The sequence below is a fragment of the Bacteroides salyersiae WAL 10018 = DSM 18765 = JCM 12988 genome, assembly GCF_000381365.1.
Lineage (GTDB): Bacteria > Bacteroidota > Bacteroidia > Bacteroidales > Bacteroidaceae > Bacteroides > Bacteroides salyersiae.
The window spans coordinates 83,890-103,885 of the sequence record NZ_KB905468.1 but is presented as its reverse complement, the minus strand read 5'-3'; the positions used below and the strand labels follow the sequence as shown (position 1 = coordinate 103,885).

Sequence of the window (19,996 nt, the reverse complement as noted above, 5' to 3'; positions counted from 1 at the left end):
TAAATCGACATAACAGAAATAATTATGAAAACTTATCTTGTAACCGGTGCTGCCGGATTTATCGGTGCTAATTATTTGAAGTACATTTTAGCAAAACATGATGATATTCGTGTGGTAGTGCTTGATTCACTGACTTATGCCGGAAATTTGGGAACGATCGCCGGTGACATTGACAACGAGCGTTGCTTCTTTGTGAAAGGAGATATTTGTGACCGCGATCTGGCTGATCGCCTTTTTGCGGAGTATAAGTTCGACTATGTAGTGAATTTTGCTGCCGAGAGCCATGTTGACCGTAGTATAGAAAATCCTCAGTTATTTCTTATTACTAATATATTAGGTACGCAAAATTTGTTGGATGCGGCACGGCGTGCTTGGGTGATGGGAAAAGACGAACATGGTTATCCGACCTGGCGTAAAGGAGTACGTTATCATCAGGTATCTACCGATGAGGTGTATGGCTCGTTGGGTGCTGAAGGGTATTTCCACGAAACGACCCCGCTTTGTCCGCATAGTCCGTACAGCGCTTCGAAAACAAGTGCGGATATGGTAGTAATGGCCTATCATGATACTTATAAAATGCCGGTTACTATCACTCGTTGTTCTAATAATTACGGTCCATACCATTTCCCGGAAAAATTGATTCCATTAATTATAAAGAATATTCTTGAAGGTAAGAAACTTCCTGTTTACGGAGATGGTAGCAATGTACGTGATTGGTTGTATGTGGAAGATCATTGTAAAGCGATTGATCTGGTAGTACGCCAAGGAGTAGAAGGTGAAGTGTATAATGTGGGTGGACACAATGAGAAAACGAACCTCGAAATTGTAAAATTGACTATTGCGACTATTCATAGGTTGTTGGAGGAGAATCCGGGATATCGTAAGGTGTTGAAAAAGCAGGAAAAAGGTGCGGATGGCGAAATTGCTATCGACTGGATTAATGAAAGTCTGATTTCTTTTGTAAAGGACCGTTTAGGACATGACCAGCGTTATGCTATTGATCCTACTAAGATAACCGATGCACTTGGTTGGTATCCTGAGACAAAATTTGAAGTAGGGATTGTGAAAACAATTGAGTGGTATCTGAATAATCAGAGCTGGGTAGAAGAAGTTACCAGTGGCGATTATCAGAAGTATTATGAAAGAATGTACAAATAAAGGGGGAAAAAAGAAGAAAGGAGAATGGAGAGGGGAGAAGTGCTATGCAGCGTAATAGCGCAGTCTCTCTCCATTCTTCCTTTTTCCTTCCCTTCTTTCTTTTCTTTATTTCAGGATGAGCGAGAGTGAAAGAAATATTCCCATGAACAGCATATTACGAGAGGTTTCTCCTAATATGCTGTTTAATTTTTTGCCACTGTGTATTTTTACCATTTTGTTCCAGGTAGAAAGGTGTAGAAGGAAATAAGCAATTGCTGTTATTATACCTGGAATGCTGTTTCCGGTGAGATATAAGCTCAATAGTGCAGCGATTATCCCTAATGCCAAATATAAATATCGGCCGAAAGGTTCTCCGAAGCGTACTATGATTGTACGTTTTCCGCTTTGGGCATCTGCTTCCCGGTCGCGATAGTTATTGATAACTAATAATGTGTCTACTATTAGTCCGCAAACCAGTGAAGCTACTGTGACATCCGGTGTCCAGTTCAGCGTTTGTACATAGTAAGTGCCGCCTACAGGTACAAATCCGAAAAAGATAATCACCAGTGCATCCCCCCACCCATTGTACGAGAGAGGGTAGGGCCCTGTGGTGTAGAAGAATGCGAAGATGACACACAATAATCCGACGAGAATTAGCTGCCAACCGGCGTAGAACAATAAAATGCTCCCGATAAGGCATGCCGGGATAATGGTGAATATAATTCCTAATTTCATGGCACCGGGGGAAATCCATCCTTGTGCACAAGCACGTTCCGGTCCTAAACGGTCTTCGCGGTCTGTTCCTTTTAGACAATCGAATAGGTCATTGATGAAATTGGCTGCGATTTGCATCAGTCCGGCAAAAAGGAAACAAACCAGTGCAGGCAACCATTGAAATTGTCCGTCGGCATAGGCAAGGGCTGCACCTATCAGTACCGGGGTAGCTGCTCCTGCCAGAGTTTTAGGGCGTGCGGCAAGTAACCATGCACGCCAAGAATTTCGCTTTATTTCTTTCATGTTGCAAAGGTACGGAATTTTGGAGTATCTTTGCACCTCTCAAATTGAATAAAACAATATGCGGATGCACCGATATGCATGTGCGAATCGGTGTGTGTTATTCCACCGGGAGGTAATTGATACATTGTCATATTAACACATTAATGCATTGGCACATTGTCATATTGACACATTGATTTATTATTAATTATATGAAGAAGTTAGCATATTTCCTGATTCTACTCTCTTTCCTGTTTTCTTCCTGTAAGTCGAAGAAAACTTTGGTTGTCTCTCCGGCTTATCCCGTGTTGGCTGTCGATTCGCTTTGTCCGGACACGGGCGGTTTTATTTCCGGTTTGTTTGCTCCCGACCATTCGCAACTCAAGGAACTGCAGCGCACACAAAAACAGAAAAAAAAGCAACAGGTCAAGTCTGCTTCACATAATTCTCCCGTTCCTGCCGGAGTAGCTCCGGGCACTTTGATTACTCATTCGAATATCAGCGTATCTTCTGCCTATAAAGGTATCGACCGTGTAGTGAAATATGATTTTACCCATCGAGATGTACCTGAGGCTTTTGATGGCTTCCGTATTGCTTTTATTTCCGATCTTCACTATAAAAGCCTTTTTAAAGAGAAAGATTTGGATGGCCTTGTTCGGCTTCTCATAGCTCAGCAAGCCGATGTATTGCTCATGGGAGGTGACTATCAGGAAGGTTGTGAATATGTGCCCGAATTATTTGCAGCTTTGGCTAAAGTGAAAACTCCGATGGGAACGTATGGAGTAATGGGTAATAATGATTATGAGCGCTGTCATGAAGATATTGTTCGTGAAATGAAACGTTATGGTATGCGTGTGCTTGAGCATAAAGTAGATACTTTGCGGAAAAATGGACAGCAGATACTGATTGCCGGTGTGCGCAATCCTTTCGACTTGAAACAGAACGGTAAGTGTCCGACGCTTGGGCTTGCTCCTGAAGATTTTGTGATTCTGCTTGTTCATACTCCCGATTACATAGAGGATGTCTCTGTGGCAAATACAGATCTTGCCTTAGCCGGACATACTCATGGCGGGCAGGTACGTATTTTTGGTTATGCTCCTATTATACCTTCACATTATGGAAGTCGTTTCCTCACGGGATTGAAGTATAATACAGCAAAAATCCCGATGATTGTAACCAATGGCATCGGGACTTCTAATAAAAATATCCGTATCGGCGCTCCGTCCGAAATAGTGATAATTACTTTATACCGGTTGAAACAATAAATAATCCGATTGTGCTATCTTTTCATGAATTTTACGTTTTCTGTACCTTTTGTTCCAATTATTTTCAAGATGTATAATCCGGCTGGTAGATCAGCGATAGATACGGTCTCGGTATCATTCTTTGTTTTTGTATTCACAATAACGTTACCATTTATGTTGCAGATAGCATAACTATTCATACCTTCCATACGGAATTCTACCTCTCCATCTTTGTTGAAAACGTAAGTTAGTTTTCCGTTTTTACTCTGAGTGGTTTTCATTCCGGTAGAAACATCCAAGAATTCACTTGAAACATATTTCTCCATGGGGAGATACTGGCTGGCTCCCGGTTCGTAAAACCACATATAAACAACTCTGGAGACAATTTCACCGTATTCGTTATAAGTATATTCTGTCATTTCTCCATCTGTTTGTTCCCATCCCGGATCAGGTGTTACTGGACTTGCTGTAAAAGTTGCTACCGGTTCTTCCTCTTCCATAGGGAAGAATCCTGCACTTATGATCTGGTTTCCTTTATCATCGTATTTCCAGATCAAATACTGTTGTTCTACTATTTCATCGTTTGTAAATACTCCATCCCCATTAGCGTCTACTTTATAAATAAGTTCTTCGCGTTGGTCTCCATTTTCATTTAATATTTTATAAGTATGTACATTTGAAACATATTCTTCTTCTGAATCGCTATTTGTTTGAGTTACATTAATGGTACACTCAAAATCCTCTTTACCTGTGAAAACGGTTTTGTATGTACCTACTTCTTTTCCTCCTTTAAATACTTTTGCTTCTTTTATCCGATTATTGCCTGTTACAAATTGCTCATTTGTTTCTATAATTTGTCCGTTGGTATTTTCCCATACAATATTATCGTATTTTATACCTTCTTGCATGCCATCACCATAATCATTGGTAGAATTAATCCATGTTTTTGCCTTACCGGTGACTTCATCGTAAATTATATCCGTACGTTCGCGATCTATGTATGATTCTCCATCATAATTGAGTAATTTCACTAAAATCTGGGTGATGTTATTATTACTGTCTCTTGTTATCAGTTTTTTATGTTCGTAGTTTTTTACCCATTCATTCTTTACTTCATCCCAATTATAGGTAGCTCTGCGCGTAACAAAGTCCGTCACTATATTGTCATAATCGAATTCTGTTTTTTGATGATTGACGAGTATCCCATCGGTTTCATGTTGTTCTATACGCTCGATAACCTTTTGATTATCATTGTATTTTATAAATGTTCTGCTTCGTTTTTCCCCTTCTTCTGCTTCTACTGATTCTTGTTCGAAGACAGTTACATTTCCATATTTATCATAAGTATATTGAATGATATTATCTTCATACCATGTAATTTCGTCACTTTCGTCTTCCGGATCACATGCGAAGCAAACTTCTGTTTTAGGCCTCCAAATGCTATTATCATTATTTCTTGTCGTTTTGTTTACCGGTTTCATGAATTGGCTTATCTTTTTTTCCGGAGCTTTTGCTGTCTTTTCATTGGGACGGGTATAAATTTGGTCCGTTTGAGCATAACTGAGCCCCGAATATAAAAGACCACTAATAAGTAAAAGAGTAAAGTTTTTCATACGCTTTGTTTTTTAAAATGAAAATTTCATGTTGTTATATTTGTTATTTGCGCAAAGGAAACAAAAAAACATTTAATAATATCAATTACCGTGTCATATTTTCATATATTTGCAAAAAAAATTAATAAATCATGAATTTATGAGAAAGTATTACGCTTTTCTGTTATTTCTATCTTTCTTTTTTCAAAATCTGTGTGCCAAACAAATTACACTTGAGGAAGCGTTCGGTTTAGCGAATCGTTTCTTTGCTTCTGTGACTTCTGATCGTGGAAGTAACACACGTACAACCTCGTCTGTGTTGACTTTGGCTTATACATCTGTTATACCTGCTGATAGTAAGGATACGCGTGCTGTTTCAAGTTTGGGATTGCCGACTTACTATGTATTCAATGCCGATAATAACAGAGGCTTTGTGATTGTAGCTGCTGATGATCGTGCCCGTTCGATATTGGCTTATTCATTGACTGGTTCTTTTGGTTTGGAAAATCAACCTTTGCAGGTACGGCAATGGCTTAGTGGTTATGATATAGAGATTGCACGTCTGTCGGAAGTTTCGTCTGTTCCGGAAATTGCTGGTATGGTAAGTCCTTATGCTGGTGATATAACTACACGCACTATGACTACGTCAGTTGTAGAGCCTTTGTTGGGTGATATTGTTTGGAATCAAGATGCACCCTTTAATAACGAATGTCCTTTTGATAAAAATTACAGTATGACTGCTCCTGTCGGTTGTGTAGCTACGGCAGCAGCTCAGATCATGAAATATTATAATTATCCTTTAAAAGGTAAAGGAACCAAAACTTATACTTGTAAGATTTTGAATAAACGGTTAAGCGTCGACTTTAGCAATACTACTTATGATTGGGTCAATATGTTGAGCGATTATAATGGAAAATATAGTGAGGCGCAAGCAAAAGCTGCCGCTATATTGTCTTATCATGTGGGGGTATCTTGTAATATGGATTATAGTGTTGAAGGTAGTGGTGCAACGGCCAAGGATATTGCTACCGGTCTTAAAAATTATTTTTCATATGATAATAATTTGGAATATATAGAACGTACTCATTTTAACGAGAGTGACTGGTCGGATTTTCTGAAGGCTGAGTTAAATGAGAAACGTCCTATCCTTTATTTTGGTGAAGGCCCCAGCGGAGGGCACGCATTTGTGTGTGATGGTTATGATGTCAATGGTTTCTTTCATTTTAATTGGGGGTGGGGAGGCATTAGCAACGGATATTATCAGATTTCGGCACTTGAACCGCAAGATTTGGGTATTGGTAGCGGAATGGGAGCTTATAACCACTATCAGACCATATTGATCGGTATTCAGCCGCCGAATGAATCTTCTACCCATCTGGCACGTGTACAGTTGAACGGAACTTTTAATATGCAGGAGACTGAAACAGCTCGGGAAGGAACCAATAAAGCAACCATCGGCTTTTTTAACTATGGTTTGCAGAGCTTTACCGGTGAGGTGATTTTAGGACTTTATAAAGATGAGACGTTATTGACAGTTCTGAGTAGTACTGCCGTAACTAAACTTAGTCCTTTGGGAGGTGGAACAAAAGGGTTCACTTTCGACGAGTTTTCTATTCCATCTTCAATAGAGAATGGTACCTATCGGTTGTTGGTAGCACAAAAAGAAAATGGTGTTTCGAACTATACTATTATGCTTACGCCAGTCAACTATCCGAATTATCATATTGTGGAAGTGACAGACAATAAGGTGAGCTACGTAAAACCGGAGTTTGAACCCCTGTTGAGTATGGTGAAAAAGCCGGAAATAATAAGTACGAAATTATATAAGGGTAGGAAAGCCACTTTCCGGGTGACCGTGAAAAATGACGGTGAAGAGTTCTATTCTTATATGGGTATTTTATTGCAAAAGAAGAGTCTTGACGAGGAGAAAGAACGTCAATATGTAGGTATGTTCCCTACGCGTATTCCAAAGGGAGCTACCCGTACATTTGAGTATAGCACCGATGCTATTGAAGTAAGTCCTGGTGACTATGACGTCGTGGTTGTTTGCGATGTTGATAATGCATGGAGTAATAGATGGTGGGATGCCATCGGACCTAATGAATTTAAGGTAACTGATGCTACGATATTGGATGAACCAGCCGATCCGGTTTATAAATTATGGAGCTCGGTAACGGCGGTTGCTCAGGATGGTTCTAACAATATTTATCCTAATAGTAATATTGTTGTTACTTCTAAGATAAAAAATAGTGGTGGATATGGCGATGGCTCATTCGCTTTGATCTTTTTTACTGACCAGAATCAGGTTGTAGGCAACTCCAATGTTGTAGAATTGTCTTTGGAAAAGAATGAAACAAAGGAAATACAAATCGTTCATAGATTAACTTATCCAGTAGGTCAATATGGTGTTTTACTGGCTTCTGTAGATGGGCAGTATGCAGATGCGTTATTACCGGAGTTTCTGAATCGGACGACATTCAGAATAATTCAGGATACAGGAATTGAAGAAACTGTAGTTGAAACGTCTGTTCTTTCTTGTTATGAGGATCAGGATATATTGTGCCTTGAGGCCGATTGTGAAATAGAAACTGTAAAAATGATAGATGTATCGGGTAGAGTAGTACGTTCCGTTTCTGTCACCGGTGATAAAACTGAAATTCAGATAGGTGACTTACCTTCCGGACTTTATATGATTCAAGCCGGGACGACACAAGGAATACGGCATTGCAAGTGGATGAAGAAATGATATAAAAGGTCGCTTTAAGTGGCTTTTGCATCATATTTGAAGGGTATTGGAAGTTAAGATCAGCTTCTGATACCCTTTTATTTATTGGAAAATAGAGTGATATTAAGTTCTTACTTGAATTTTTCTCATAATACTGAGCAGAATTTAAACCGGTTCTGAACGGAACAAAGAATTTTAGTGAATGGTGTTTCCTGTTCTTGGTATAAAACTGATATTATTTTTGCCGGTGAAGTTCTTCGTAAACTGCCGGATGAAGGAAATAACGTACATCTTTTCCTTCCGCCAAAGCATACCGGATAAAAGTAGAACTTATCTCAAAAGTAGGTGATTTGACGATGCGCACATTTGTTGGAAGTAAGTCTTTATTTACGGGATATCCGGGACGGGGATAGACAAGTAATTGATTTTCGGCAATAATCCGTTCCGATTCGCGCCAACAACCGAATCCTTGCCAGTTGTCTGAGCCGATGATGAGATGAAATTCCCGATCGGGATAAGCTTTTTTCAAACAGTCCAGTGTATGTATTGTGTAAGAAGGACGGGGAAGATGAAATTCAAAATCGGAGGCATGGAAGTACGGATAGTCTCCGATGGCAAGCTGCACTAACCGGAGACGTAACTCATCCGGCCATAAGTCGGCCGGTTTCTTTAGCGGGTTGTGAGGACTCACCACAAACCATACTTCATCTACCTCACCAAACTCACAAAGATAATTGGCTAAGGCAAGGTGCCCGATATGAATCGGGTTGAAAGAGCCACTGAAAATTCCGGTTTTTAATTTTTTCATAATCGCTGCTGAGGGATTATTAATAAAATATCCGCTAAAGAAGAAGGTTTATTGATGGAGAGAGGGCTATTTATTTAGAAATTCTTTTATAACTTTCAGAGCTTCTGCTTTTGCTGCTTCCAAATCATCATTGATAATGACCTTATCGAATTTGGAAGCAAAGCTTAATTCATATTCTGCTTTCGCCACACGGTGTTCTATCACTTCCGGGGCATCTGTACCGCGCCCTATAAGACGACGGCGCAACTCTTCTACGCAGGGGGGCTGGATGAATAAAGATAAAGCCCGGTCTCCATAGAATTTCTTTATGTTGCATCCACCTACTACATCTACATCAAACACCACATTTTGTCCGGCTTCCAATTGTTTTTCTACTTGGGCTTTCAGTGTGCCGTAGTAACGGTCTTTATACACTTCTTCATATTCCAGAAATTCGTTGTTTGAAATACGTTGACGAAATTCATCGGGAGAAAGAAAGAAGTATTCCACTCCATGTTTTTCTTCACCACGTGGCGGGCGACTGGTTGCTGAGATAGAAAATGCAAGATTTAAGTTCTGCTTCAGCAGGTAATTGATAATGGTAGATTTGCCCGAACCTGATGGAGCGGAGAAGATGATTAATTTTCCGTTCATAGCGCTTTATTAATTGCCGGTTACGAATTACAAACTACGAAAGGAGCAAGAAACTGTCTTTCTTTGCATCCAGATATTACTTACTATCCGTAGTTTGATAATTTATGACCGATTTACATTACATTCAGTACCTGTTCTTTTATCTGTTCCAATTCGTCTTTCATCTGAACTACGATCTTTTGCATTTCTGCATGATTGGATTTACTGCCCAATGTATTGATTTCACGGCCCATTTCCTGTGCAATAAAACCTAATTTTTTGCCTTGTCCGCTACCGCTTTCCATGGTGCTGATGAAATATTTCAAATGATTGCCGAGACGTTGTTTCTCTTCATTTACGTCCAGCTTTTCTATATAATAAATAAGTTCTTGCTCCAGACGGTTTTTATCGTAATCTACGCTCAATGTTTTTTCGAGAGCATCTGTTATGCGCTCTTTGACTTTTTCGACACGTTCTTTTTCATAGGGCGTGATAGATTCCAGTAAATGCGAGATATTGGCTATTTTTTCACGGAATTTCTTTTCCAGTGCGGCACCTTCCTGTTTTCTAAAATCTACCAAATGGCCGATTGCTTCCAGAACAGCCGCATGTACAGTGGTCCATTCCTCTTCGGTCAATTCTTGTGTCTCGGTCTTAGTTAGTACGTCCGGCATGCGGAGCAGAGTTTGAAACCAATCTGTAGGGACCGGGATACTGAGATTATCGGCAATGTCTTTTATTTGTTTATAGTAGCCTTCTACCAATGCCTGATTGATGGGTGTGGCACTTTCTGCACTCTCCTTTTTTTCTACCCAGAGGCTGAAATCTACTTTCCCACGTTCCAGAGTTCGTGATATTTCATTGCGGATCTCCATCTCTTTTTCACGGTATGCCGGAGCAATGCGGGCCGACAGATCCATTGCCTTACTGTTGAGCGATTTGATCTCTACATTTATTTTCTTTTCGGGAAGTTCGGCAGTTGCTTTGCCGTATCCCGTCATGGATTGTATCATAAAATCGATTGTTTTCTGCAAAAGTAAGAGATTATTTTAAGATTATTGCTTCAAAAAGGGAAAAATGTGTAGCTTCTCTAATCTAATAGCAAATTAATCTATTATTGAAAAGGAAATTTATATTGAATATTTAGGTATATGTATAATTAAGTAATCTCTCCTTCAGTCACACTTTTAAGGTCAAGTAGCAGGCCGATTCGTTTGTGCGGATCTGTTGTTTAACTGAGCAATCTTTCGGAGGTTGTGCGAAGGAAGCGATTATTCCCAAGTACGAAGAAGATATATAGTACTACAGCGCAGGTTACCCATGTGATGTTTGTATGTTGTTTATTTTATTTATTATAAAATAGCGCGTTAAGATAGATAAAAGATTTGTTTATGCGATGAATTTTAACTGAAATATGCTTTAATTTATGCGACAATGTGGTAATCTGAAAATAATCAGCTAAATTTGCATCAATTTAATAATCTGAAAATTATGTCGTGTATCTTACATATTGAGACCTCTACTGCTGTGTGTTCGGTAGCGGTAAGTGAAGACGGACAGACGATTTTTGTGCAGGAAGACATGAAAGGTCCTTCACACGCTGTGTCATTAGGGGTTTTTGTTGACGAGGCTTTGTCGTTTATCGATAGTCATGCTATTCCGTTGGATGCGGTAGCAGTGAGTTGTGGTCCGGGATCGTATACGGGGCTTCGTATCGGAGTTTCGATGGCTAAAGGGATTTGTTATGGACGGAATGTTCCGTTGATAGGTATACCGACACTGGAGGTGTTGTGTGTTCCGGTATTGTTATATCATGAATTACCGGAAGACGCTTATCTCTGCCCGATGATCGATGCCCGCCGGATGGAGGTATACGCAGCTGTTTATGATCGTGCCTTGAATGTGGTGCGCGATATTTCGGCAGATATTGTTGATGAGAATTCTTATCTTGATATATTGAATGAACATCCGGTTTATTTTTTCGGTAACGGTGCTGCTAAGTGCCGGGAAAAGATAACGCATCCGAATGCGCATTTCATCGATGATATTCATCCGTTGGCCAAAATGATGTTTCCGCTCGCTGATAAGGCGATGGCAAAGCAAGATTATAAGGATGTGGCTTATTTTGAGCCTTTTTATCTGAAAGAGTTTGTGGCTTCTCTTCCCAAAAAGTTATTGTAGAGTTTATGTTTTTCCCTCTTTAATTCTTTAATTTTTTAATTCATTTATATGCAGTATAACACTCAACAGAAAAGAATGCCGCTTCCCGAGTATGGGCGGAGTATCCAGAATATGGTAGATCATGCATTGACAATTCAAGACCCGGCAGAGCGTCAACGTTGTGCAAATACTATCATCAATATTATGGGGAATATGTTTCCTCATTTGAGAGATGTACCCGATTTCAAGCATAAACTATGGGATCATTTAGCTATCATGGCTGATTTTAAACTGGATATAAAATATCCTTACGAGATAATTCGTGAAGAGAATTTGGGTACGAAGCCTGATTCGATCCCTTATCCCAGTACCAAAATGCGTTATCGTCATTATGGTCGTACTCTGGAGGTGTTGATAAAGAAAGCATGCGAATTTCCGGAAGGCGATGAGAAGAGAAATCTGGTTGCTCTTATTTGTAATCATATGAAGAAGGATTATATGGCTTGGAATAAAGATACGGTAGATGACCGTAAGATAGCCGAAGATCTGGATGAACTTTCCGGAGGAAAGCTCCGGATGGATGATGACATTATTCGTTTGATGGCGGAACGGCTTGCACAGAATTATCGTCCGAAAGTGAATTACAATAATAATCGGAATAATAATCAGAGAAGGAAGTATTGATTAGTAGTCAGTAATTAGTAGTTAGTAGTTAGAATTTAGTAGTTAGGAGATAGAATCTATGCAGCATGTTGTTTGAATTACTGCTAACCACTAACTTCCAGCTACTAACTACTAAATTCTAACTACTAACTTCCAGCTACTAACTACTAAATTCTAACTACTAACTACTAACCACATGGCTTCATTTGTAATTGAAGGAGGGCACAAGCTGTGCGGAGATATCCATCCGCAAGGTGCTAAGAACGAGGTGTTGCAGATTATTTGTGCAACGTTGCTTACGGCAGAAAAAGTGACGGTAAATAATATTCCCGATATTCTGGATGTCAATAATCTCATTCAATTGATGAGGGATATGGGAGTTACGGTTGCAAAAGAGGGAATCGATACGTATAGTTTTCAGGCGGAAAACGTGGATCTCGCTTATTTGGAAAGTGATGAGTTTCTAAAGAAATGTTCCAGTTTGCGTGGTTCGGTGATGTTGATCGGTCCGATGGTTGCCCGTTTTGGTAAGGCAATGATTTCTAAACCGGGAGGAGATAAAATTGGTCGTCGTCGGTTGGATACACACTTTGTCGGTATTCAAAGCTTGGGAGCGGATTTTAGATATAATGACGAACGGGGTGTTTATGAGATCACAGCCGATAGGCTAACAGGAACTTACATGCTGCTGGATGAGGCTTCTGTGACAGGAACGGCCAATATCGTGATGGCTGCTGTGCTGGCAAAGGGAACGACCACTATTTATAACGCTGCTTGTGAGCCTTATTTACAGCAACTTTGCAAGATGCTGAACCGGATGGGGGCGAAAATCAAGGGCATTGCTTCCAATCTTCTCACGATTGAAGGAGTAGAAGAATTGCATGGAACACAACATACCGTATTGCCTGATATGATTGAGGTAGGCAGTTTTATCGGTATGGCTGCCATGACAAGAAGTGAAGTTACCATAAAGAATGTTTCTTATGAAAATTTAGGCATCATTCCTGAAAGTTTCCGTCGTTTGGGTATCAAATTGGAACAGCGTGGGGATGATATTTATGTTCCTGCACAGGAGAACTATCAGATCGAGTCATTCATCGACGGTTCTATTATGACTATTGCCGATGCTCCGTGGCCCGGCCTTACACCGGATTTACTCAGTGTGTTGCTAGTGGTGGCTACTCAGGCCAAAGGCAGTGTGCTGATTCATCAGAAGATGTTTGAGAGTCGCTTGTTTTTTGTGGATAAGTTGATTGATATGGGTGCACAGATTATTCTTTGTGATCCGCATCGTGCCGTTGTCATCGGACACAACCACGGGTTTAAATTGCGTGGCGGTAATATGACTTCACCCGATATTCGTGCCGGTATTGCGTTGCTGATTGCTGCAATGAGTGCAGAAGGTATCAGCCGTATTCATAATATCGAGCAGATAGACCGGGGGTATCAGAATATTGAAGGGCGTCTGAATGCTATCGGTGCCAGAATAACGCGTATATGATAAGAAAAGAAGAAGTATATAAAATAGGAATTTTCAATAAACCTCATGGTATACACGGTGAATTGTCATTCACCTTTACGGACGATATTTTTGATCGTGCCGATTGCGACTACCTTATTTGTCTGCTTGACGGTATTTTCGTTCCCTTTTTTATGGAAGAATATCGTTTTCGTTCGGATTCTACCGCTTTGGTAAAGCTTGAAGGGGTGGATACGGCCGAACGTGCCCGTATGTTTACGAATGTGGATGTCTACTTCCCGATAGGGCATGTAGATGAAGCGGACCCGGGAGAGCTTTCCTGGAACTTCTTTGCCGGTTTTCGCATGGAGGATGTGAATCATGGTGTATTGGGTGAACTGGTGGAGGTAGACAACTCTACGGTCAATACCCTTTTTGTAGTAGAATGTTCTGACGGGGAAGAACTGTTAGTACCTGCACAAGAGGAGTTTATTGTCGGTATCGATCAGAAACATAGACTTATTACAGTAGATCTACCGGAGGGATTATTGAATCTTGACGAACTTGAAGAAGAATAAAATCTGTGTTAATCTGTGTAATCTGTAATAGAAAGAATTAGTGAAATGCTTACATTTGTACGCTATACGATGAAATAATGCCAAAGAAGAAACGTAGTAAAGCCTTTTGGAACAATATAAAGTTCAAGTATAAACTCACTATCATCAACGAGAATACTCTTGAAGAGGTAGTGGGGCTTCGTGTATCTAAACTGAACGGCCTTTCGGTATTGCTTTCTGTATTGACGTTTCTTTTTGTAATAGCTGCCGTCATTATTACTTTTACCCCTTTACGCAACTATCTGCCCGGATATATGAACAGTGAAGTCCGTGCACAGGTTGTAGAAAACGCTTTGCGTGTGGATTCTCTGCAACAGTTGGTCGACAGGCAAAATCTGTATATAATGAATATTCAGGATATTTTCAGTGGGAAAGTGCGGATTGATTCTGTGCAAAGTATGGATACGTTGACAGCTATGCGTAAAGATACTCTTATGGAACGCACCAAGCGGGAGGAAGAATTTCGCCGTAAATACGAGGAAACTGAAAAATATAACCTTACTTCCATTACTTCACAACCGGATGTGAACGGACTGATTTTTTATCGTCCTACGCGTGGGATGATTTCTGATCACTTTGATGCCGAAAAGAGACATTATGGAACGGATATTGCCGCCAATCCCAATGAAAGCGTGCTTGCTACGCTGGATGGTACGGTGATATTGAGTACCTATACTGCCGAGACGGGTTATTTGATAGAAGTGCAGCATAATCAGGATTTTGTATCCGTTTATAAACATTGCGGCTCTTTATTGAAGCGCGAAGGGGATAAAGTGCAGGCCGGAGAAGCGATTGCTCTGGTGGGGAATAGCGGAACTCTTACTACGGGGCCTCATTTGCATTTCGAATTGTGGCACAAAGGGCGTGCAGTAAATCCCGAAAAGTACATTGTATTCTAACCATGAATAAGGAAATTAAAAAGAAACAAATCGTCATTCTTGGCTCTACGGGCTCTATTGGTACGCAAGCCCTGCAGGTAGTCGAAGAACACCCCGAATTGTACGAGGTGTATGCGTTGACAGCTAACAATAAAGTGGACCTGCTGATTGCACAGGCCCGGAAATTCCAGCCCGAAGCGGTTGTTATAGCCAACGAAGAGAAATACGGCCGGTTGAAAGAGGCGTTAAGTGATTTGCCGATCAAGGTATATGCCGGTGCGGAAGCAGTGTGTCAGATAGTAGAATCCGGTCCTGTGGATATTGTGCTGACAGCCATGGTAGGGTATGCCGGATTGAAGCCGACCATAAATGCCATTCGTGCCCGTAAAGCTATCGCCTTAGCCAATAAGGAGACGCTGGTGGTGGCAGGCGAGTTGATTAATGAGTTGGCACAGCAGTATCGTACCCCTATTCTGCCTGTGGATTCCGAACATTCCGCAGTCTTTCAGTGTTTGGCCGGAGAGGTGGGAAATCCGATTGAAAAAGTGATATTGACTGCTTCCGGAGGTCCGTTTCGTACCTATACTATGGAACAGTTGCAGACGGTAACCAAAACTCAGGCGTTAAGGCATCCGAACTGGGAGATGGGGGCTAAGATAACAATCGATTCGGCTTCGATGATGAATAAAGGTTTCGAGGTGATTGAGGCAAAATGGTTGTTCGGGGTACAACCCGGTCAGATAGAGGTGGTGGTACATCCGCAATCCGTTATTCACTCGATGGTGCAATTTGAAGACGGTGCCGTGAAGGCGCAGTTGGGTATGCCTGATATGCGTTTGCCCATTCAATATGCATTTTCATATCCCGACCGTGTTTGCTCTTCATTCGACCGGCTTGATTTTGCCAAGTGTACGAGCCTTACTTTTGAGCAGCCTGATACGAAACGTTTCCGTAATCTTTCTTTAGCTTATGAAGCGATGTACCGTGGTGGAAACATGCCCTGTATTGTCAATGCTGCCAATGAAATGGTGGTTGCCGCTTTTCTGCGTGATGAAATCGGCTTCCTTGCCATGAGTGATGTAATTGAACAAACAATGGGACGTGCTTCATTTGTACAGGTCCCGACTTATGATGACTATGTGGCAACCGATGCAGAGGCTCGCCGCATAGCTACCGAATTTATTGTAAATTGTAAATTGTAAATAAACCGATGGAAACATTTTTAATTCGTGCCCTCCAGTTGATAATGAGCCTTTCGCTGCTTGTTATTATACATGAAGGGGGACATTTTCTCTTTGCCCGTCTTTTTAAAGTACGGGTCGAAAAGTTTTGTTTATTCTTTGACCCTTGGTTCACTCTTTTTAAGTTCAAACCCAAGAAGAGTGATACTGAATATGCTGTTGGCTGGTTGCCGTTGGGAGGATATGTCAAGATCTCCGGGATGATAGACGAGTCGATGGATACCGAACAGATGAAACAACCTGAAAAACCGTGGGAATTTCGTTCTAAACCGGCTTGGCAGAGATTGTTGATAATGGTGGGTGGTGTACTTTTCAACTTTCTGTTGGCGCTGTTCATTTACTCCATGATTCTTTTTACTTGGGGAGACCAGTATATAAAGATACAGGAGGCACCTTTGGGAATGCAGTTTAATGAAACAGCCAAGGCTGTGGGCTTTGTGGATGGTGATGTACTGCTTTCTGCCGATGGTGTTGAATTTCTTCGCTATGATGCCGATCTGTTGAGTCAGATTGCCGATGCGCGTGAAGTAAGCGTGCTTCGCGGTGGACAGAAAGTGTCTGTATACATTCCTGAAGATATGATGCAGCGTTTGATGGCCGATAGTGTGCGTTTCGCCGATTATCGTGTGCCTTATGTGGTAGATAGTTTATCGGTTAATTCACAAGCGGCTCTTGCAGGATTGATGCCGGGCGATAGTGTGATCGCCCTGAATGGAGCGCCCATTTCCTATTATGAATTTTTGGAAGAGATGGGAAAACGTAGGAAGAACGCTGCTGCTCTGGAAAAGGAGGGAGTCGACCCCCGTCAGATAACATTGACCTATGTTCGTAAAGGGGTAATGGATACGTTGACAATGAGTACCGATTCCACTTTTCGTATCGGTGTCTATGCGCGGTCTCTGAGTCGTGTAATGCCGATGGTGACTAAAGAATATGGTTTCTTTGAATCCTTCCCGGCCGGTGTGCAGTTAGGGGTGAAAACCTTGAAAGGGTATGTTGGAAATATGAAATATGTTTTTTCTAAAGAAGGAGCCAAGCAATTGGGTGGTTTCGGTACAATCGGAAGTATCTTTCCGGCTACTTGGGACTGGCATCAGTTCTGGTATATGACGGCATTCTTATCCATAATTCTTGCATTTATGAATATTCTGCCTATTCCGGCATTAGATGGTGGCCATGTATTATTCCTTATCTATGAGATTGTAGCCCGCCGTAAGCCCAGTGATAAATTCATGGAATATGCGCAAATGGTAGGCATGTTCTTGCTTTTCGGGTTGTTGATATGGGCTAATTTCAATGATGTATTGAGATTCTTCTTTTAAAACAGAGAGCGATTTAACAGAAATCGAATAACAAATCCCACAGAGTAAATTTCCGTATAGAAAAACTCTGTGGGATTTGTCGTTTGATGGGGTATTGAAACGGGGCTTTATATTTGTAGCATTTTCTTTTCTCTTTCCAGATCCGATTCATTGAGTTGTGGTGAAGGTACGGTGCATGTTTTTATATAGTCACCTTTTTGGCAGGTATAGTTGTAATATACTTCGAGTTCGGGAGTCAGTTCGGCCCGTGGTACAATTTTTCCTTCCATTTTCAAGAAGTCATTAATGGCGGTACTGTCTGATTGTTTCATCATTACAATCCGGCGGGCGATTGGGTTATGATTGTAATCCAGGCATAAATACAGTCCTTTCAGCATATTGGGATATTCGTAATGCGGGAGTTGCAGATAGATGGTTACCATGGCGAATTGCGGCAGATCGCGTTCATTAAATATCAGATAGGAGTTTTGATGATTATTGATAATACCGCTGCCCCAATGTATTGATTTGTATGCGTTGATCATACCTACTTTTACATAGCCGTTATTGTCTGAGGCACAGATAATATACGGCTCTATTTTCAGACTGTCTGTGGAGGACGACAAGCTGTAGCTCAAGTAAATGCCACTGTAATTGAATACTTCCTGTACAGATTCTTTCATCTGTTCTTCCAATAGTTTCAGCAATGGGTTTCCGGAAGCGTCTTCCCGATGTTCCGGTTCCATTTCCATGAGAAGCAACTTTGTGGAGTTTAAATTACCGAGCAGGCGTTTTTTGGATACGTTGTTTACAAGTGCCAACGCTTCGTCCAGTGCCTCTTCGGAAGTATGTGTGTGTAGCAATTCCATATATGTGGGAAGTACGCTTGAGTATAAAGCAGAGAGTACACTGGGAGCCATATCTATCCGGTCTGCAATATCTTTCATTTTTACTCCGTTATTCCGGAGATATTCTATTCGTTTGTAGATTTCTATGAGTTCGTTCATCTGTTCTGAAATGCTTATACTGATTTTTGTTGCAAATTAAACACGGTTGTGTTATGTTTTTGTTGCATGAATATTACATTAATGTTTCTATCAAAGGGGATATGAATATAAATGAAATGAATCCTATAAATTCATTTTTGTTCTTGTGTGCCTGTCCTAATTTTGCACCGGAAACAAAAAATGATACATATGAATTTCAAAGAAAAACTATCGCCATCGGCACAACGAAAAATTTCCGATATCCTGTTTATTCTCTATGCCGGAGGTGCGGCTTTACTTTCTTACTCCTTAGTCTATGCTTTGCGCAAACCATTTACTGCTGCCACGTTTGATGGAATGGAATTGTTCGGGATGGATTATAAAATCGCGACCAGTATTATTCAGATATTTGGCTATATGGTATCTAAATTCATAGGAATTAAGTTGATTTCCGAACTGAAAAGAGAAGGACGTTTGAAATTTATTCTTGTCTCCGTATTCATTGCTGAACTTTCTTTGGTGCTTTTCGGATGTTTGCCCCGTCCGTTGAATGTATTGGCTCTGTTTTTCAACGGTCTTTCTTTAGGATGTATGTGGGGTGTTATTTTTAGTTTCCTGGAAGGGAGGCGGGTTACCGATTTGTTGGCCTCTCTTTTCGGATTGAGCATTGCAGTGAGTAGCGGGACTGCCAAGTCAATCGGTCTTTTTGTTGTGAATACACTTGGTGTGAGCGAATTTTGGATGCCTGCATTGATCGGTGCTGTTGCTTTACCTTTGCTTGCCGGGCTGGGATGTATTCTTAATAATCTTCCCAAACCAACGGCCGAAGACCGGGCGCAACGTGTAGAGAGGGTGACACTGAACAATAAGCAACGATGGGAGGTGTTCCGTAGCTTTGCTCCTGTATTGACAATTCTCTTTTTTGCAAATTTGTTTTTGACTGTACTGCAAGATGTGAAGGAGGATTTTTTAGTGAAGATTATCAATGTCGATGCTGCCGGTCTTTCTTCATGGGCATTTGCCAAAGTAGATGGTGTGGTGACTTTGATTATTCTGGCTGTATTTGCATCATTGGCGTTGATGAAAAGTCATATAAAAGTATTATCCGCCTTATTGGTGATGGTCATCATAGGAGCGGTGACCTTGAGCTTTGTTGCTTTCAATTATGATAGTTTACAGCTTCCGCCGTTGGTCTGGCTGTTTATCCAAAGTCTTTGCCTTTATTTTTCTTATCTTAGTTTCCAGACTATTTTCTTTGACCGTTTCATCGCGTGTTTCCGGATAAAGGGAAATGTGGGATTCTTTATTGCAATGATCGACTCCATCGGATATACGGGTACGGTATTGGTATTGGTCTGCAAGGAGTTCTTTAATCCGGATCTTAATTGGCTCGAATTTTATAATACGATGGCGGGAACGGTGGGTGCCGTTTGTTGCGTGGCTTTTACAATCTCCTTGATATATCTCTGGCAACGATACAGAAAAACAGTTCCTTTCTATGAACAGAAGAAATATTCTCTCGATCATTCGTCTCTTTTGGTCGGATGAACTGGAAAAACGATGATTAAATAAATATT

17 protein-coding genes are annotated in these 19,996 nt (G+C 40.9%); 11 read left to right on the top strand and 6 right to left on the bottom strand.

Features of this window, described 5'->3' with window-relative positions:
• Positions 1-24 precede the first annotated feature (24 nt).
• Positions 25-1,158 carry a dTDP-glucose 4,6-dehydratase gene (gene rfbB, locus HMPREF1532_RS18305; protein ID WP_005933323.1) on the top strand — a complete coding sequence of 378 codons (1,134 nt, stop codon included), beginning with the start codon at positions 25-27 and terminating at the stop codon, positions 1,156-1,158.
• A gap of 105 nt (positions 1,159-1,263) precedes the next feature.
• Here rfbB and HMPREF1532_RS18300 read toward each other — a convergent pair whose 3' ends face one another.
• Positions 1,264-2,154 carry a 1,4-dihydroxy-2-naphthoate polyprenyltransferase gene (locus HMPREF1532_RS18300; RefSeq protein WP_005933322.1) on the bottom strand — a complete coding sequence of 297 codons (891 nt, stop codon included), beginning with the start codon at positions 2,152-2,154 and terminating at the stop codon, positions 1,264-1,266.
• A 191-nt stretch (positions 2,155-2,345) separates the two neighbouring features.
• Between HMPREF1532_RS18300 and HMPREF1532_RS18295 the strand changes: the two genes are divergently transcribed.
• Complete coding sequence (locus tag HMPREF1532_RS18295; protein ID WP_005933321.1) at positions 2,346-3,398, top strand: metallophosphoesterase; 1,053 nt, start codon at positions 2,346-2,348, stop codon at positions 3,396-3,398.
• Between the two features lie 14 nt (positions 3,399-3,412).
• Here HMPREF1532_RS18295 and HMPREF1532_RS18290 read toward each other — a convergent pair whose 3' ends face one another.
• Entirely contained in the window at positions 3,413-4,990 is a 1,578-nt protein-coding gene (locus tag HMPREF1532_RS18290; RefSeq protein WP_005933320.1) for a T9SS type A sorting domain-containing protein, read from the bottom strand.
• A 139-nt stretch (positions 4,991-5,129) separates the two neighbouring features.
• On the opposite strand from HMPREF1532_RS18290, the gene HMPREF1532_RS18285 reads away from it, so the two are divergent.
• Entirely contained in the window at positions 5,130-7,715 is a 2,586-nt protein-coding gene (locus HMPREF1532_RS18285; protein WP_005933318.1) for a thiol protease/hemagglutinin PrtT, read from the top strand.
• A 214-nt stretch (positions 7,716-7,929) separates the two neighbouring features.
• Here HMPREF1532_RS18285 and nadD read toward each other — a convergent pair whose 3' ends face one another.
• The 3 genes from nadD to HMPREF1532_RS18270 all read right to left on the bottom strand — a co-directional run bounded on the left by nadD (position 7,930) and on the right by HMPREF1532_RS18270 (position 10,127).
• A complete protein-coding gene (gene nadD, locus HMPREF1532_RS18280) occupies positions 7,930-8,502 on the bottom strand; it encodes a nicotinate (nicotinamide) nucleotide adenylyltransferase (RefSeq protein WP_005933316.1) in 573 nt (190 codons plus the stop codon).
• Positions 8,503-8,568: 66 nt separating this feature from the next.
• On the bottom strand, positions 8,569-9,135 hold the full coding sequence (gmk, locus tag HMPREF1532_RS18275; protein ID WP_005933315.1) for a guanylate kinase: 567 nt from the start codon (positions 9,133-9,135) through the stop codon (positions 8,569-8,571).
• 113 nt (positions 9,136-9,248) lie between these two features.
• Positions 9,249-10,127, bottom strand: a complete 879-nt coding sequence (locus HMPREF1532_RS18270; RefSeq protein WP_044094143.1) for a YicC/YloC family endoribonuclease — start codon at positions 10,125-10,127, stop codon at positions 9,249-9,251.
• Between the two features lie 478 nt (positions 10,128-10,605).
• Between HMPREF1532_RS18270 and tsaB the strand changes: the two genes are divergently transcribed.
• From tsaB to rseP, 7 genes are all read left to right on the top strand, one after another.
• On the top strand, positions 10,606-11,295 hold the full coding sequence (gene tsaB, locus HMPREF1532_RS18265) for a tRNA (adenosine(37)-N6)-threonylcarbamoyltransferase complex dimerization subunit type 1 TsaB (RefSeq protein ID WP_005933310.1): 690 nt from the start codon (positions 10,606-10,608) through the stop codon (positions 11,293-11,295).
• Between the two features lie 48 nt (positions 11,296-11,343).
• Positions 11,344-11,958 carry a DUF4290 domain-containing protein gene (locus tag HMPREF1532_RS18260; RefSeq protein ID WP_005933308.1) on the top strand — a complete coding sequence of 205 codons (615 nt, stop codon included), beginning with the start codon at positions 11,344-11,346 and terminating at the stop codon, positions 11,956-11,958.
• A gap of 175 nt (positions 11,959-12,133) precedes the next feature.
• Entirely contained in the window at positions 12,134-13,438 is a 1,305-nt protein-coding gene (murA, locus tag HMPREF1532_RS18255; RefSeq protein WP_005933305.1) for a UDP-N-acetylglucosamine 1-carboxyvinyltransferase, read from the top strand.
• The gene (gene rimM, locus HMPREF1532_RS18250; RefSeq protein ID WP_005933303.1) at positions 13,435-13,974 is read left to right on the top strand and encodes a ribosome maturation factor RimM; all 540 of its coding nucleotides are present in this window, start codon (positions 13,435-13,437) and stop codon (positions 13,972-13,974) included. Before murA ends, rimM begins: the two co-directional genes overlap by 4 nt.
• 77 nt (positions 13,975-14,051) lie before the next feature.
• Positions 14,052-14,912 carry a M23 family metallopeptidase gene (locus HMPREF1532_RS18245; RefSeq protein WP_005933300.1) on the top strand — a complete coding sequence of 287 codons (861 nt, stop codon included), beginning with the start codon at positions 14,052-14,054 and terminating at the stop codon, positions 14,910-14,912.
• Between the two features lie 2 nt (positions 14,913-14,914).
• Entirely contained in the window at positions 14,915-16,093 is a 1,179-nt protein-coding gene (locus HMPREF1532_RS18240; protein ID WP_005933297.1) for a 1-deoxy-D-xylulose-5-phosphate reductoisomerase, read from the top strand.
• Between the two features lie 8 nt (positions 16,094-16,101).
• Positions 16,102-17,454 carry an RIP metalloprotease RseP gene (gene rseP, locus HMPREF1532_RS18235; RefSeq protein ID WP_005933294.1) on the top strand — a complete coding sequence of 451 codons (1,353 nt, stop codon included), beginning with the start codon at positions 16,102-16,104 and terminating at the stop codon, positions 17,452-17,454.
• Between the two features lie 107 nt (positions 17,455-17,561).
• On the opposite strand, the gene HMPREF1532_RS18230 is transcribed toward rseP, so the two are convergent.
• The gene (locus tag HMPREF1532_RS18230) at positions 17,562-18,440 is read right to left on the bottom strand and encodes a hypothetical protein (protein WP_005933291.1); all 879 of its coding nucleotides are present in this window, start codon (positions 18,438-18,440) and stop codon (positions 17,562-17,564) included.
• Between the two features lie 189 nt (positions 18,441-18,629).
• Here HMPREF1532_RS18230 and HMPREF1532_RS18225 point away from each other — a divergent pair, with 189 nt between their 5' ends.
• Entirely contained in the window at positions 18,630-19,967 is a 1,338-nt protein-coding gene (locus tag HMPREF1532_RS18225; protein WP_005933287.1) for a DUF5690 family protein, read from the top strand.
• Positions 19,968-19,996: the final 29 nt, after the last annotated feature.